Origin of the sequence: Actinomadura sp. NAK00032 (assembly GCF_013364275.1) — a bacterium.
GTDB lineage: Bacteria > Actinomycetota > Actinomycetes > Streptosporangiales > Streptosporangiaceae > Spirillospora.
In genome coordinates this window covers 7656315-7671199 of the sequence record NZ_CP054932.1, presented here as the reverse complement: position 1 = coordinate 7671199, position 14885 = coordinate 7656315, and the positions used below count along the sequence as shown (strand labels likewise).

Here is a 14885-nt window from a genome sequence, read left to right as displayed (position 1 = left end):
GAGTTCCCCAAGTGACAGCCAAGACCGGCAAGGACCAGGCCGACGAGGTCGAGGCGGTCCCGGCCGAGGAGCGGGCGGAGGCCGGTGAGGCCGCGCAGTCCACGGCCGCCGAGTCCGCGGCCGCTCCGGCGCGTCCCGCCGCCAAGCGCAAGCGCCGCGTGCGGGTCATCGAGGTCATCGACGACGAGGACCTGGACGAGGTGCTGGAGGCCCTCGACGCCGAGGACGCCGAGAAGGCGGAGGCGGTGGAGGCCGCGGAGGCCGAGGAGGAGGCCCCGGCCCGTCCGGCCAAGGCCAAGGCCGACGCCGACGCCGAGGCCGTGTCGGTGGAGAAGGCCGCGCCGAAGGCGAAGCCGAAGCCGCGCCCGGCCCGGCTGGAACCCCCGGCGGAGGACGCGTCGGCCGAGGCGCCGGCGGCCCGGCCTGGGCTGTTCGGGCTGCCGCTCGTGCCGACCGTCGTGTTCGTGGTCCTCGTCGCGCTGCTGGCGAGCGTGGCGATCTGGAAGTGGACGAGCGCGGGCTCGATGTCGTCCGAGCAGGACGAGCGGGACGCCATCGGAAAGGTCGCCTCGTCCTACGGCGACGTCGCCTACAACTACAACCCGACGAACTACCAGACGCAGACCGACAAGGCGGTCAAGCTGCTGGCCGGCGACATGCTGGACGACTACAAGAAGAACACGGTCCCGACCGTGGCCAGCGCGTTCCAGGCCGACCCGCAGGTGGCGCTGACGTCCAAGACCAACCAGGTCTTCGTCGGCAGCGTCAACGGCAAGTTCGCCACCGCCGTGCTCATGATGGACATGGCGCTGAAGACCAAGGACGGCACGATCAACCAGCCCGCGACGCTGCTGCGGCTCTCCCTCAGCAAGATCGACGGCAAGTGGAAGATCACCCAGCAGTACCCGTCCGGCATCAACGACCAGAACCGGAACCAGCAGCAGAGCCAGATCCCCGGCGTCCCGAACGGCGGCGCGACCCAGTCGCCGAAGCCGGGCAAGACCGAGAAGCCGAAGAACTGACCTCGGCGTGAGGCGCCCCGCACGGAAGCGTGCGGGGCGCCTTCATGTTGTCGGTTGGGAGTGACGGGGAAGGCGGGGCATCATGTCGACGGTGGCGGAGCAGAGCGGGCGGGGGACGGTCGTCGCGGACGAGGTGGTGCACGAGTTCGGCGCGCTGCTCGGCGCGGCGTCCGCGCTGGAGCGGATCGCGGGCCGGGAGCTGGAGCGCCGCTGCGGCATCAAGCACGCCGTCTTCGAGGTGCTGCTGCGGCTGTCCGGCGCGGCGGGGGAGTGCCCCCGGTCGATGGGCGGCCTGGCCGGCGAGCTGATCCTGACCAGCGGCGGCATGACCCGCATCATCGACCGGATGCAGGACGCCGGCCTCGTCCGCCGCGAACCGGCCCCCGGCGACCGGCGGCGGCAGCTGGTCGGGCTCACGGAGGCGGGCCGCGCGAAGCTGGACGAGGCCCTGCGCGTCCACGCCGAGACGCTGCGCACCCACTTCACGGGCCCGCTCAGCGAGGCCCAGCGGAGTGTCCTCGTGGACGCCCTGCGCACCCTCAGCGCCTCGTCCCGCGAAGAACTCGGCGACCTCCGCTAACGGGAGCCCGCTCAGCGCGAGTAGTACTCGACGACGAGCTGCTCGTCGCAGATGACGGGGATCTCGGCGCGCTCGGGCCGCCGGACGAGCTGCGCGGCGAGCGCGTCGTGCCGGACGTCCAGGTAGGGCGGGACCTTCTCGGCGTGGCCGCCCGCGGCGGCGATCTGGAAGGCGTCCATGCTCCGGCTGCGCTCGGCGATCGTGATGACGTCGCCGGGCCGGAGCCGGTAGGACGGGCGGTCGACGCGGCGGCCGTTCACCAGCACGTGCCGGTGCACGACGAACTGCCGCGCCTGGTAGATGGTGCGGGCGAACCCGGAGCGCAGGACGAGCGCGTCCAGCCGGCACTCCAGGTCGCTGAGCAGCGCCTCGCCGGTCTTGACGCCCGCCGACGCGGCCTTGTCGAAGGCGTTGCGGAGCTGCGCCTCGCGGATGTTGTACTGCGCCCGGAGCCGCTGCTTCTCGCGGAGCCGCACCTTGTAGTCGGTCTCCTGCTTGCGCGCGCGGCCGTGCACGCCGGGCGGGTAGGGGCGGGCCTCGAAGTACTTCACGCTCTTGGGCGTCAGCGGGATCCCGAGGGCCCGCGAGAGCCGCACCTTCGGACGGGGGTTGTTCATCACGCTCCTTAGTGGTTAGGTGATCCTAAGTTAGGTAAGCCTAACCTCATACGTCAAGGAGGCAGCGGTGCGGCGAGCGGAGACCACGGTGGAGGGCGGGCCGGCGCCCGCCGAGCGGGCCCGGACCCTCTCCTACGGCATCGCGGGCGGCGTCCTGGCGATGCCGCGGGTTCCGGACACGCCCGTCCCCGCGCACACCACCGACCGCGGCGGGCGGCCGCTGCTGCTCGTCCCCGCCGCCGCGCCGGTCGTCGCCGCGCTCGCCGCCGAACCCGACGACGTGCCCGCCACGCTCCGGATCTGCGACGTCGCGCCGGTCGCGTTCCCCGACCGGGTGCGCGGCCGGGCCTGGCTGCACGGCTGGCTCAGCGAGCTCCCGGCCGGCGAGCGGCGCGCCGCCGCGCTGCGGCTGTCCCACGTGCACCCGCGTCCGGAACTGCTCGACCTCGGCGGCGATGGCCGGGAGTGGACGGTCCTCGCGCTGGAGGTCGCGCAGGTCGAGATCGAGGACGCGTGGGGCAGCGCCACCCTCGAACCCGAGGAGTACGCCGCCGCCGCGCCGGACCCGTTCGTCGCGGTCGAGGCCGGCGTCCTCACCCATCTGGACTCCGTGCACCGCGGCGAGCTGGCCGGGCTGCTGCCGGAATCCGTCCCGTCCGGGCAGGTCCGGCCGCTGGCGCTCGACCGGCACGGCATGTGGGTGCGCGTCTCGCCGGACGCGCCGCACGTGCCGCCGACGTTCGACGTGCGGCTGGCGTTCGCCGGGCCTGTCAGTGATATCCACGGCCTCCGCCGCGTCTACCGGCGGCTTTTCGCCCGCGCGGCACGCGGCTGACCCGCACTACGTAGGGGCCGCGCGCCGCGAAGTGGCGGTGATCTCCCGGATGGCGCCGGGGGGCTCTCCCGGGTGATGCTCGGGTCTCCGGCCGGGAGACGCCCAGAAAGGCGCTTTTGTCCGGGACGATCCCGATCGCCGGCCGGCCCTCGCGGGGTGGGCGGGTCCGGCGGCGGGAACCGTACCGGTCCAGGGGCGCCGGGCGTCCCCGGCCGGGCCGGTGGTCCGGCGCCGCGAGAGCACGCCGGGGGGCGTGGTCCGGGCCACTGGTCGGAATTGGCCGTTCCGGCGGGCCGAATCCGGACGCAGGCTGGAGGCATGACCGGACACCACCCGCAGACCCGCGCCGTCCACCCGCCCGTGATCCAGCCGGAGGGCAGCCGGCCGCTCGCCGTCCCGATCTACCAGGGCCACCTGTTCTCCTTCGACTCCGCCGGCGACCTGGCCGCCGCCTTCGCCGGGCCGGACGAGGCGTTCTTCTACGCCCGGATGGGCAACCCGACCGTCCGCTCCCTCGAACACGCCGTCGCCGAGATCGAAGGCGGCTCCGGGGCGCTCGCCACCGCGTCCGGGATGGGCGCGGTCAACGCGGTGCTGATGAGCCTGCTCCGCAGCGGCGACCACGTCATCGCCCAGACCGCCCTCTACGGCGGCACCTACGCGCTCCTGCACGACCTTGCCGAGCGCTGGGGCGTGGACGTCACCTTCATCCCCGGCGACGACCCCGCTGAAGTGCGTGACGCCCTGCGGCCCGAGACCCGGCTCCTCTATCTGGAGACGGTCGCCAACCCCACCACGCATGTGACGGACCTGCCCGCCTTCACCGCCGCCGTTGAAGGCACCGACGTGCTGACCGTCGTTGACAACACCTTCGCGCCGCTGCTGTGCAAGCCCCTCGCGCACGGTGCCGACATCGTCATCCACTCGGCGACCAAGTACCTGAGCGGGCACGGCGACATCATCGGCGGCGTCGCCGTCTTCGCCGACCCGTCCGTCCACCAGCGGGTGTGGAACCACGCCATCGAACTCGGCTCCACCGCCGACGCGCACGCCGCCTGGCTGACCGTCCGCGGCATCGCCACCATGCCGATGCGCGTCGCGCGGCAGAGCGCCTCCGCGCTGGACCTCGCGGGCCGCCTGGCTGCGCACCCGTCCGTCACCCGCGTCCACTACCCGGGGCTGCCGGACCACCCGCAGCACGAGGTGGCCCGGCGCCTCCTGCCGGACGGTGCCGGCGGCGTCCTGTCCTTCGAACTCGCAGGCGGCCGCGACGCGGGCCGCGTGTTCTCCGAGGCCGTCGAACTGATCTCGCTGGGCCCGTCCCTCGGCAACATCGCGACGCTGGTCATGCACCCGGCGAGCACGTCCCACCGCCAGATGGACGCGCCGTCCCTCGCCGCCGCCGGCATCGCCGAGGGACTGGTGCGGCTGGCGGTCGGCCTGGAGCACCCCGACGACCTCTGGGCCGACATCACCCAGGCCCTGGAGAAGGCCGGAGCCTAGGAGGCCGGAGCCTAGAGGCCGGCCGGAGCCTAGAGGTAGAAGCCGGTGGCGGCGCCCGGGGCCTGCTGGTTCTCCGGGCGCTTCTCGCCCTTGCGCAGGGCCGCCAGTTCGGCGAGGGTCGCGCCGTCGGCGCCGATCTCGGCGGGATCGGCGTCGGAGCCGTCCAGCCAGGTGAGGCTCTCGGCGCGGGTGAGGCGGCCCACCTCGATCTGGGCGAGGCAGCGGCCCGGCCGGACGACGGCCGGGTGCAGCATCGCCAGGTCCTCGTTGGTGGTGATCGCGACGAGGACGTCCCGGCCCTGCCCGAGCATCCCGTCGGTGAGGTTGAGCAGGCGCGACAGGCCCTGGCCCGTCGACTGCTTGGCCTCGCCGCGGATCAGCTCGTCGCAGTCCTCCAGGATGAGCAGCCGCCAGCGGCGGTTCTCGTCCTCGTCGTCGCCGACCGCGACCTCCATCAGGTAGCTCGGCGTGCCGAACAGCGCCTCCGGGTCGAGGACGCAGTCGGCCTGGCACCAGTCGCCCCACGCGCGGGCGAGGGCGCGCAGCGCCGTCGTCTTGCCGGTGCCGGGCGGGCCGTGCAGGAGCAGCAGGCGGCCCGCGACGTCGTCGCGGGTGAGGTCCATCACCGCGTCGAGCGCCTCGGCGACCGGCGCGGTGTAGTTGCCGCGGATGTCGGCCCACGCGTCCGCCGTGATGGCGCGCTCGCTGCGGACCGGGCCGTGCGAGCCCATGTGCCAGAAGCCCATCTCGACACTGGTGTCGTCGGTCTTCGGCGGCTCGGTCGCGTCCTTCACGGACGCGTCCAGGATCGCCTCGGCCAGCTCGTCGGTGACCGCCGAGACCGCCACGTAGGCGATGCCGCTCTTCCAGCGGTTCGTCAGCAGCGTCCAGCCGTCGCCCTCGGCGAGGACCGACTCCTTGCCCTTCTCGTGCGCGACGCGGACCAGCCGGGCGCCGTCCGGGCGCAGCGGAGCGTCCGCCTTGACGTGCTCCAGCCGCGTCGACCGCGACCACGGCTGCTCACCGGACGCGAACGGGCGCAGCGACAGCACGTCCATGACGTCGGCCGGCGAGTTGTTGTCGGAGAGGTTGAAGACCACGGGCGGCGCGGACTCCGCCCCGGGGTCGATGGGGTTCTCCAGGGGCTCGATCAGATGCAGGACCTCCTGCGGCCTCTCCTGCGACATGGTCATGCAGAGATGATCAGGCCGCGCGGTGCGCCGCGTCCAACGAATTAGGGCGGGTCGGGCGCCGCCGGCCTACTCCTCGTCCTTGCGGGCCGCCTTGCGCGCCTCGGCCTCCTCGAGGTCGAGCTTCTCGGCCTCCTCCGGCGTCGGCGCCGACCCGCCGAGGTAGGCGGGCTGCCACCAGGTCTCGTCCGAGCGCGGGACGTCGGGGTACTCGCGCTGCGCCTTCTCCAGCAGCTCCGACATGCGGCGGTGCAGCTCCTGCGTGACCGCGTCGTAGTCGTCGCCGCGCTTGGGGTACATCGGCTCGCCGACGAGGATCGTCACCGGGATGTTGCGCTGGAACAGGCGGCGCTTGCGGCCCTTCGTCCACATGCGCTGCGGGCCCCACAGCGCGACGGGGATGAGCGGCACCTTGGACGCGACCGCCATCCGCACCGCGCCGCTCTTGATCTCCTTCACCGTGAACGACCGGCTGATCGTCGCCTCCGCGAAGACGCCGACGATCTCGCCGCTTTTCAGCGCCTTCAGCGCGGCGGCGTAGGAGGACGCGCCCGCGTTCCGGTCGACCGGGATGTGGTGCATGCCGCGCATGAGCGGCCCCCCGACGCGGTTGTCGAAGATCTCCTTCTTCGCCATGAACCGCACCAGCCGCCTCTTCGGGTGGGCGGCGAGGCCGGCGAAGATGAAGTCGAGGTAGCTCACGTGGTTGCTGACGAGCACGGCGCCGCCGGTGCTGGGGATCTGGTCGGTCCCCTCCAGACGGAACTTGATGTTCAGGGCTTTGAACACACCGACAGCCGTCTTGATCACCGGTGGGTACACGAGTTCGCGCATGTAGGCACCGTACTTGAGCAGCCCATGATCAGCGAGTGGACGGCGGTCATCGCGATGGATCACACAACGGGGCCGAACTCTGAGAAGGTTGGGGGGAGACGTGATCCGCCGACGGCTGAGGGAGGATGAGCTTTCATGGAACCGTTGGACGCGGCGGCGGACGTGCACGCGCTCATCCGCGACGTGCTGCCCGCCCTGGCGCCCAGCGCCTGGTTCGACCCCGGCACCTCCGAGGTGGTGCTCCCCGTCGGCCGCTCCGAGGCACGGGCCTCCAGCTGGACGGTCCTGGAGCGGTGCGCCCGCGCGCCGCGCTCGGCGTGGCCCCGGGTCGTGGACGAGTGGGTCCGGGAGGTCGGCGACCGCGCGTTCCTGGCGATCGGCGAGATGGAGCTGTTCGGCGACGTCCGCGAGCTGCTGCGGCTGCGCATCGTGCCGAAGCTCGCGCCGAGCGACCGGGAGGGCCTCGTCGTCGTCCCCGCCGGCGACCACTTCGACGCGGTCGTGATGATAGAGCACCCGCGCTACGGCGGCCCGCTCACCAAGGCCCGCGCCGGGCTGCTCGGCCTGCACAAGCTCGGCTACGTGATGACGAACACCCACGACCGGGAGCTGGCGGACGTCTCCGTCCACGACCAGCCGCTGCTGCCCGGCCGCGACGTCCGCGTGGTCACCAAGCCCGGCAGCCGCTACGTGTCGGCGCTGCTCAGCGAGGTCGACCAGTTCCTGCCGTGGCCGAACGAGCACGGCGCCCTGGTCGGCGTCCCGTGCCACAGCACGCTGCTGCTGTACCCGATCACGTCCACGGCCGTCCGCGACGTGCTCCCGGTGTTCGCCGACGTCGTCCGCGAGATGCACCACGGCGCCGAAGACCCGTGCGCGCCCGGCGTCTACTGGAGCCACGGCGAACGCCGCCTCACCCCCCTGGCCGCCGACGCCCCCACCGAGGGCACCGGCGAATTCGCCACCCTCCTCCGCCACCTCCCCGACGAGTCCTGAGCCACCCGCCACGGGCAGGCACGCGGAGCGAGCGCCAGCGAGCGCAGCGGGCATGCCCGCCGACGCGGGCGACCGCAGCGACGCCGCGCATACCCGCACGGGCACGACAGACCGCAACGGCGGCGTGAGGATCGCCTGCGTCGTGACGGGGGTTCCAGGGGGTCGCCCCCTGGGAGTTAGGGCAGTTTCCAGTCGAGGGGCTGGGCGCCCTGTTGCTCCAGGAGCTGGTTGGCTCGGGAGAAGGGGCGGGAGCCGAAGAAGCCGCGGTCGGCGGAGTAGGGGCTCGGGTGCGGTGACTCGATGCAGGGGACGTTGCCGAGCATCGGCTTGAGGTTGCGGGCGTCGCGGCCCCACAGGATGGCGACGAGCGGGCGGTCGCGTGCGGCGAGGGCGCGGATGGCCTGCTCGGTCACCTGCTCCCAGCCCTTGTCGCGGTGCGAGCCAGGCTTGCGCGGCATCACGGTCAGCGACCTGTTGAGCAGGCAGACGCCGCGCTCCGCCCACGGGCTGAGATCGCCGGTGGACGGCTCGGGGTGGCCGAGGTCGTCGCAGTACTCGCGGTAGATGTTGACGAGGCTCGCGGGCAGCGGCCGGACGTCCGGCGCGACCGAGAAGCTCAGCCCGACCGGGTGGCCGGGCGTCGGGTAGGGGTCCTGCCCGACGATGAGGACGCGGACGTCGTCGAACGGCTGGGTGAACGCGCGCAGGATGAGGTTCCCGGCGGGCAGGTACCTGCGGCCGGCGGCGACCTCGCCGCGCAGCCAGTCGCCGGCGGCGGCGATCGTCCCGGCGACCGGCTGCAGCGCGGTCGCCCATCCCGCTTCGACGATCTCCGTGAGTGGTCGTGCCGTCATGGCCGTCCAGCCTAGTGCGCTGATCACCCCGCCGTAGCTGGATCACCTGGTTAGGGACCTTTGTGAAGTTTTCTGACCGCAAGAGGTCGGAGACGGGGAAAATCTTGTCCAGGCCACCCCAAAAATGGCGGATGAACTGGGTGAAACGCCCCGTTAAATCCCTGTTGCTTCCTTCCGGACCACGTTGACCTGGCGTCTGGGAGCGCATAACTCCTAGAGAGGCAGGCAGGCGCACGACGAGCGGACGGAACCCCAGCAATGAGCCAGTTGACCACCGTGGACGCCACCTTCCTCCACGCCGAGAACGACACCACGCACGCGCACATCGCCGGGCTGGGCATCGTCGACCCGGCGGCGTGCCCCGGCGGCCGGCTCGGCGTACCGCTCGTCGCGGAGCTGATCCGGGGCCGCGCGCACCTCGCGGCCCGGCCGCTGCGGCAGCGGCTCGTCCAGGTCCCGTTCGGGCTGGACAACCCGTACTGGGAGGACGACCCCGACTTCGACCCCGAACGGCACATCACCGAGATCGGGCTCCCGGCACCCGGCACCGCGCGGCAACTCGCCGACATCGTCGGGATGCTGCACGAGCAGCCGCTCGACCGCACCCGCCCGCTGTGGGAGCTGGTGCTGATCCAGGGGCTGCAAGGCGGGCTGACCGCCGTCTACGTGAAGGTGCACCACGCCGCGATCGACGGCGTGATGGCCGCCGAGACGCTCGCCGCGCTCCTCGACCTGTCGCCCGAGCCGCGCGACGTGCCCGCCGACGAGGCGCCGCCCACCCGCGCGCCCGGGATGTTCGACATGGTCGGCACCGGGCTGCTGAAGGCCGCGATGCAGCCCGTCCGGGCGGCGGTGTCGGTCGCGCGCACCGCGCCGCACATCGACGACATACCGGGCCTGTCGTCCGTCCCGGGGGTGGGGCTGGTGGCGTCGGCGCTGCAGGGCGCACTGCGCCGTCCCGAGATGCCGGACGCGCCCCGGATCAGCGCGCCGCCGACCCCGTTCAACCAGCCGATCGGCCGCCGCCGCTCCGTCGCCTGCGGCATCCTCCCGCTGGACGAGATCAAGGAGGTCAGGCGCGGGCTCGGCGGCAGCGTCAACGACGTGGTCATGGCCCTGTGCGCGACCGCGCTGCGGCAGTGGCTCGACAAGCACGGCGACCTGCCCGACCGTCCGCTCGTCGCCGCCGTCCCGGTCTCGCTGCGCCGCCGCGGGGCCGTCGCCGAACCGGGCAACCAGGTCTCGATCATGACGGCGCCGCTGGCCACCCACGTCCCGGACCCGGCGGAGCGGTACACCGCCGTCCGGCGGGACCTGGACGTCGCCAAGCGGCGGTTCACCCGCACGTCCGGCGGCTGGGTGCGGGAGATGAGCGGCCTGCTGCCCGCGCCGCTCGCCGGCGCCGTGACCAAGCTCGCGCTCCAGGCCGCGCCCGCGCTGTCGCTGCGCCCGGTCAACCTGATGATCTCGAACGTGCCGGGCCCGCAGTTCCCGCTGTACCTGTGCGGGGCGAAGGTGCTCGGCTACTACCCGATCTCCGTCGTCACCGACGTCAGCGGCGGGCTGAACATCACCGTGTTCTCCTACGACGGGAAGGTCAACGTCGGCATCGTCGCCTGCCGCGACCTCATCCCGGACCCGTCCGAGATCGTGGACCACCTGGTGGACGCGCTGGACGAGCTGAAGGCCCTCAGCCGCGAGTGAGGCCGAGCGCCTCCCGGTGCCGCCGGGCGAGCGCCAGCGCGGCGGCACCGGCGGGCTGCATAGCCCGGGGGGCCGTCCCGTCGAACGGCGCCATCGAGACCGTGCCCTCGTCGTTGACGCCGACCAGGCCGCCGAAGAGGTCGCCGAACAGGCCGGCGTCGATGACGACGACCGTGAGCAGGTCGAGCGCGAACGTCAGCGGGTCGACGCCGAGGCCGAGGAAGTACGGCCGCAGCCGCCCCGCGTCGCGGGCGGCGGTCATCGCCCGGTGGAAGGGCCACTCCTCCTGGACGAAGCCGTCGCCGTAGTCCTCGGCCGTCCCGAGGAGTTCCTCGGAGTACTCGCGGACCATGCACTTCCACAGGTCGGGCGCCTCGTCGCGGAGCGGCTGGAAGACCCCGACCGGCATCACCTGGTGCAGCCCGCCCGCATGCGCCACCTTCGCCGGGTCGCGCCAGTGCAGCACGTAGGCGTTGGACGTCGTCACGGTCAGCGTGGTGATCGCGCAGAGGGCGGGGCGGCGGGTGAGGTCGCACGGGTCGCCGATGCGGGTGCGGAGCGGGAGGCCGTCCGTCCCGGCGTCCGCCCCGGCGTCCGTCCCGGCGGCCAGCTCGTGCGCGACGGACTCGCCCACGTTCACGCCGTCGAAGTAGCGGGCGGGCCCGAAGCGCAGCGTGGGGAGGCGGACGTCGAGCAGCCGGTAGGACGGACGGTCCTCGAAGACCTTCGGCGGGGCGAGCGCGGCCATGGCCTCGGCGTACGTCCGGAAGCCGGCGGGCAGCCCATCAGACGGATCGGCGACGGCCGGCGGTTCAGGCCTCGCTTCCCACTCCAACCGGACATCGCCCAGCGGAACAGGCATGTCGGGCACCCACCCGTCCGAGCAGAGCAGCGCCGTATCGGCGACGCGCGGCACGTCCGGGTAGAGGCTGCTCGCGACCTTGCCGAACCGTGCCCGCGCGGCGTCCAACGAGCCCCGCTGCTCGCCCCACACCCGCTCGTCCACCCGCCACACCCTAGGCGGCTAGCCTGCGCGCCACGTCGGCCTCGATGAGGTCGGCGTTGATCATCGCGGCGGCCATCGAGCCGGCGGACGCGGCGATGATCACCTGGCCGGCCGGGAAGACGACGTTGCCCGCCGCCCAGACGCCGGGGACGCTGGTCCGGCCGGTGGTGTCCACCTTCACGAAGCCGTCGTCGCCGATCTCGCAGCCGAGGTCGGTCAGCGGGCCGTCCTTGGCGACCCACGTCGGCGCGAGGAACACGGCGTCGGCGCCGAGCACGGAACCGTCCGCCAGCTCGAACCCGGTCACGCGGTCGTTCTCGACGACGAGCCGCCGCGCCTCGCCCTCCACGACGCGGATGCCGCGCGCGTCGAGTCGGGCCGCGTCGTCGCCGGTCGGGGCCTCGGCGGCGAGGAACGTCACGTCCGGCGACCACTGCCGCAGCAGCGACGCCTGGTGGACGGAGTTCGGCGACGTCGCCAGCACCACGATGCGCTTGTCGCGGACCTCCCAGCCGTGGCAGTACGGGCACATCTGCACCTCGCGCCCCCACCGCTCTTGCAGGCCGGGGACGTCCGGCAGGACGTCGGTGACGCCGGTGGTGACCAGCAGGCGGCGGCCCCGCAGGCTCGTCCCGTCCGCCAGGGTCAGGACGAAGCCGTCGGCCGCGTTCCCGGCGGCGTGCTCGACGGACCCGGACATGATCTCGCCGCCGTAGCCGCGCACCTCGGTGCGGCCGATCTCCAGCAACTGCGCGGGCGGCATGCCGTCCCGGGTGAAGAACCCCTGCATGTGCTCGGCCCGCGCGTTGCGCGGCTCGCCCGCGTCGATCACGGTGACGTCCCGGCGTGCGCGCGACAGCACGAGCGCGGCGCTCAGCCCCGCCGGGCCGCCCCCGATGACCAGTACTTCTCGTTCCCTGTTCTCAGCCATACCGCGAGCATGCGCGACGGTCCCCGGATTGACAAACATCTTTGCCGATTCTGCAATAGAGCCATGGAGACGACCGAGGACGTCCTCGCCGGAGTCGGGCCGCGGCTGCGCAGGCTGCGGCAGGAACGCGACATCACGCTGACCGCGCTCGCCGAGGCCACCGGCATCTCGGTGAGCACGCTGTCGCGGCTGGAGTCGGGCAAGCGGCGGCCGAGCCTGGAGCTGCTGCTGCCACTCGCGCAGGCGCACGGGGTCCCGCTGGACGAGCTGGTCGGCGCGCCCGCCGTCGGCGACCCGCGGATCAGGCCGCGCCCGAAGAAGATGGGCGACATGACCGTGCTGCCGCTGACCCGGCGGCCCGGCGGGGTGCAGGCGTTCAAGATGATCGTCCCGGAGCGCCGGTGGACGGGCGAGCCGCAGACGCACGAGGGCTACGACTGGCTGTACGTGCTGAACGGGCGGCTGCGCCTCTACCTCGCGGGCCGGGAGATGATCCTGGAGCCGGGCGAGGCCGCCGAGTTCGACACCCGGCTGCCGCACTGGTTCGCCGGCGCGGACGGCCCGGCCGAGATCCTCAGCCTGTTCGGGCCGCAGGGCGAGCGCATGCACCTGCGGGCGAGACCTCGACAGAAGTGACATAAATTGGGTATCCGTGCAGACCGCCCAACCTCCCCAGGAATGCCCAGATCGCCCTAAGGCCGCCCCCATGGCGTGGGTGCTGTGGAGCATCGGCGTACTCGCCTACGCGGTCGCGGTCCTGCACCGCACATCGTTCGGCGTCGTCGGCCTCGACGCAGTCCACCGGTTCGACGCGTCCGCCGGGATCCTCGCGTCCTTCACCGTCTTGCAGTTGCTCGTCTACGCGGGCCTACAGGTTCCCGTGGGCCTGCTCCTCGACCGTGTTGGCCCGCGCCAGATGGTCGCCGGCGGCGCGCTGCTCATGGCCGGCGGGCAGGCGCTCATGGCCGTGTCCACCGGCATCGGCACGGCCGTCGCCGCCCGCGTCATGGTCGGCGCGGGCGACGCGATGACGTTCATCAGCGTCCTCGGCATCGTCGCGACCTGGTTCCCCGGACGGTACGTCCCCGTCGTGACGCAGCTCACCGGGCAACTCGGTCAGCTCGGCCAGGTGCTCAGCGCCATCCCGCTCGTCGCGCTCCTGCACGGCCCCGGCTGGGGCACCGCCTTCGGGTCGGCCGCCGCGCTCGGCGTCCTCATGGCGGTGCTGTCCATCGCCTTCCTGCGGGACGGACCGGGCCGCGCCGACGTCCCCACCCTCCGCGAGACCGGCACCAACCTCGTGGAGGCCTGGCGCCACCCCGGCACCCGCCTCGGCCTGTGGTCGCACTTCGTGACGCAGTTCTCGTCCAACACCTTCGCGCTCATGTGGGGCTACCCGTACCTGGTGTCGGGCCAGGGCATGAAGCCGGCCGCCGCGTCCACCCTCCTGACGTTGTTCGTGCTGGTCAACGTCATCTCCGGGCCGTTCATCGGACGGCTCGTCGCCCGCTATCCGCTGCGCCGCTCCTGGCTCGTGCTCGGCATCGTCGGGATGAACGTCGCGGCCTGGGCGGCCGTCCTCGCCTGGCCGCCGCCCGCCCCCGCCTGGCTGCTCGTCCTGCTCGTCCTGTGCGTCGCGCCCGGCGGCCCGGGCTCGATGATCGGCTTCGACTACGCCCGCACGTTCAACCCGCCCGGCCGGCAGGGCACCGCCACCGGCATCGTCAACGTGGGCGGCTTTGTCGCGTCCCTCGTCACGATCCTGCTGATCGGCATCGTCCTGGACGCCCTGTCACCGGACGGCGAGTTCACGCCCGAGGCGTTCCGGGCCGCGTGGACCGTCCAGATCGGCATCTGGGCGATCGGCATCGCCGGCGTCCTACGCACCCGAACCCTGGCCCGCCGACACCTCGGCCTGCCGACGCGCCGCCGGCCCCGGAGCCGCCCTCCGGGGCCGCCGCCCGCTTAGCCGCGCAGCTCCAGCGTGCAGCACTTGGGCCCGCCGCCCGCCTTGCGCAACTCGGACAGGTCAACCGGAACGGGTTCGTACCCGTACGTCTCCAGCGTCCGGATCAGTCCGGTCGCCTCGGCGTTGATGACGACGTTGCGCCCGTCGCACACCGCGTTCAGCCCGAGCACGGCCGCGTCGTCCTCACCCGCGATGATCGCGTCCGGGAACAGCCGCTCCAGCACCGCCCGGCTGCCCGGCGAGAACGCGCCGGGGAAGTAGGCGACGTTGCCGCCGCCGAGCGGGAACAGCGCCGTGTCCAGGTGGTAGAAGCGCGGGTCGACGAGCCGGAGCGTCACCACGGGCCGCCCGAGGAACTCCTGCGCCTCCTGGTGGGCGGCGATGTCCGTCCGGAACCCCGTCCCCGCGAGGATCACGTCGTCGAGCGTGAGGAAGTCGCCCTCGCCCTCGTTGGTGTGCTGGGCCTCCAGCACCTCCGCGAACCCGTTCTCCCGCATCCACTTCACATACGCGGGCCCCTCCGCATGCCGCTCCCGATGCGTGAACTTCGCCCCGTACACGCGTCCTCCGACGACCAGCGCGCCGTTCGCCGCGAACACCATGTCCGGCAGCCCGGCGACCGGATCGATCAGGCTGACCTCATGCCCGAGCGCGAGATACGCGGCCCGCAGGCCCTCCCACTGCTCGACGGCCCGCGCCGCGTCGGCCCCGGCCACCGGGTCCATCCAGGGGTTGATCGCGTAGGTCACGGCGAAGTGCTCGGGCCGGCACATCAGGAAGTGCCGCCGCAGCGCGGTCCGGACGGTGCTCGGCTCCATTGCCGGCAGGACGGTCATACGTGTCT

The 14885-nt window shown here is 72.8% G+C and carries 15 protein-coding genes; 8 read left to right on the top strand and 7 right to left on the bottom strand.

Annotation, left to right across the window (positions count from 1 at the left end):
• The first annotated feature begins 11 nt into the window (after positions 1-11).
• Both HUT06_RS45385 and HUT06_RS35070 read left to right on the top strand, forming a co-directional pair.
• Entirely contained in the window at positions 12-1022 is a 1011-nt protein-coding gene (locus HUT06_RS45385; RefSeq protein ID WP_176199641.1) for a hypothetical protein, read from the top strand.
• 82 nt (positions 1023-1104) lie between these two features.
• Positions 1105-1602, top strand: coding sequence for a MarR family winged helix-turn-helix transcriptional regulator (locus HUT06_RS35070; RefSeq protein WP_176199640.1), 498 nt, complete (start codon positions 1105-1107; stop codon positions 1600-1602).
• An 11-nt stretch (positions 1603-1613) separates the two neighbouring features.
• On the opposite strand, the gene rpsD is transcribed toward HUT06_RS35070, so the two are convergent.
• Positions 1614-2219, bottom strand: coding sequence for a 30S ribosomal protein S4 (gene rpsD, locus HUT06_RS35065; RefSeq protein WP_176199639.1), 606 nt, complete (start codon positions 2217-2219; stop codon positions 1614-1616).
• Positions 2220-2286: 67 nt separating this feature from the next.
• Between rpsD and HUT06_RS35060 the strand changes: the two genes are divergently transcribed.
• Together HUT06_RS35060 and HUT06_RS35055 are read left to right on the top strand one after the other, a co-directional pair.
• Complete coding sequence (locus HUT06_RS35060; RefSeq protein ID WP_254715546.1) at positions 2287-3054, top strand: DUF2470 domain-containing protein; 768 nt, start codon at positions 2287-2289, stop codon at positions 3052-3054.
• Between the two features lie 318 nt (positions 3055-3372).
• On the top strand, positions 3373-4557 hold the full coding sequence (locus HUT06_RS35055; RefSeq protein ID WP_176199638.1) for a PLP-dependent aspartate aminotransferase family protein: 1185 nt from the start codon (positions 3373-3375) through the stop codon (positions 4555-4557).
• Between the two features lie 29 nt (positions 4558-4586).
• On the opposite strand, the gene HUT06_RS35050 is transcribed toward HUT06_RS35055, so the two are convergent.
• Both HUT06_RS35050 and HUT06_RS35045 read right to left on the bottom strand, forming a co-directional pair.
• Positions 4587-5750 (bottom strand): DUF5925 domain-containing protein, encoded by a 1164-nt coding sequence (locus tag HUT06_RS35050; protein ID WP_254715545.1) that lies wholly within the window; start codon positions 5748-5750, stop codon positions 4587-4589.
• A 66-nt stretch (positions 5751-5816) separates the two neighbouring features.
• Complete coding sequence (locus tag HUT06_RS35045; RefSeq protein WP_176199637.1) at positions 5817-6581, bottom strand: 1-acyl-sn-glycerol-3-phosphate acyltransferase; 765 nt, start codon at positions 6579-6581, stop codon at positions 5817-5819.
• A gap of 135 nt (positions 6582-6716) precedes the next feature.
• Here HUT06_RS35045 and HUT06_RS35040 point away from each other — a divergent pair, with 135 nt between their 5' ends.
• Positions 6717-7577, top strand: a complete 861-nt coding sequence (locus tag HUT06_RS35040) for a hypothetical protein (protein WP_176199636.1) — start codon at positions 6717-6719, stop codon at positions 7575-7577.
• Between the two features lie 176 nt (positions 7578-7753).
• Here HUT06_RS35040 and HUT06_RS35035 read toward each other — a convergent pair whose 3' ends face one another.
• A complete protein-coding gene (locus HUT06_RS35035; protein ID WP_176199635.1) occupies positions 7754-8431 on the bottom strand; it encodes a uracil-DNA glycosylase in 678 nt (225 codons plus the stop codon).
• A gap of 258 nt (positions 8432-8689) precedes the next feature.
• Between HUT06_RS35035 and HUT06_RS35030 the strand changes: the two genes are divergently transcribed.
• Entirely contained in the window at positions 8690-10135 is a 1446-nt protein-coding gene (locus tag HUT06_RS35030) for a wax ester/triacylglycerol synthase family O-acyltransferase (RefSeq protein ID WP_176199634.1), read from the top strand.
• Here HUT06_RS35030 and HUT06_RS35025 read toward each other — a convergent pair.
• A complete protein-coding gene (locus HUT06_RS35025; RefSeq protein WP_176199633.1) occupies positions 10122-11141 on the bottom strand; it encodes a transcriptional regulator in 1020 nt (339 codons plus the stop codon). The genes HUT06_RS35030 and HUT06_RS35025 overlap by 14 nt on opposite strands.
• A gap of 10 nt (positions 11142-11151) precedes the next feature.
• Entirely contained in the window at positions 11152-12072 is a 921-nt protein-coding gene (locus tag HUT06_RS35020) for an NAD(P)/FAD-dependent oxidoreductase (RefSeq protein WP_176199632.1), read from the bottom strand.
• A gap of 63 nt (positions 12073-12135) precedes the next feature.
• Here HUT06_RS35020 and HUT06_RS35015 point away from each other — a divergent pair, with 63 nt between their 5' ends.
• Positions 12136-12708, top strand: coding sequence for a helix-turn-helix domain-containing protein (locus tag HUT06_RS35015; protein WP_176199631.1), 573 nt, complete (start codon positions 12136-12138; stop codon positions 12706-12708).
• 70 nt (positions 12709-12778) lie between these two features.
• Positions 12779-14041, top strand: coding sequence for a nitrate/nitrite transporter (locus tag HUT06_RS35010; RefSeq protein WP_176199630.1), 1263 nt, complete (start codon positions 12779-12781; stop codon positions 14039-14041).
• Here HUT06_RS35010 and ddaH read toward each other — a convergent pair.
• Positions 14038-14877: a dimethylargininase gene (ddaH, locus tag HUT06_RS35005; protein ID WP_254715544.1), complete on the bottom strand. Its 840-nt coding sequence runs from the start codon at positions 14875-14877 to the stop codon at positions 14038-14040. The genes HUT06_RS35010 and ddaH overlap by 4 nt on opposite strands.
• Positions 14878-14885 lie beyond the last annotated feature (8 nt).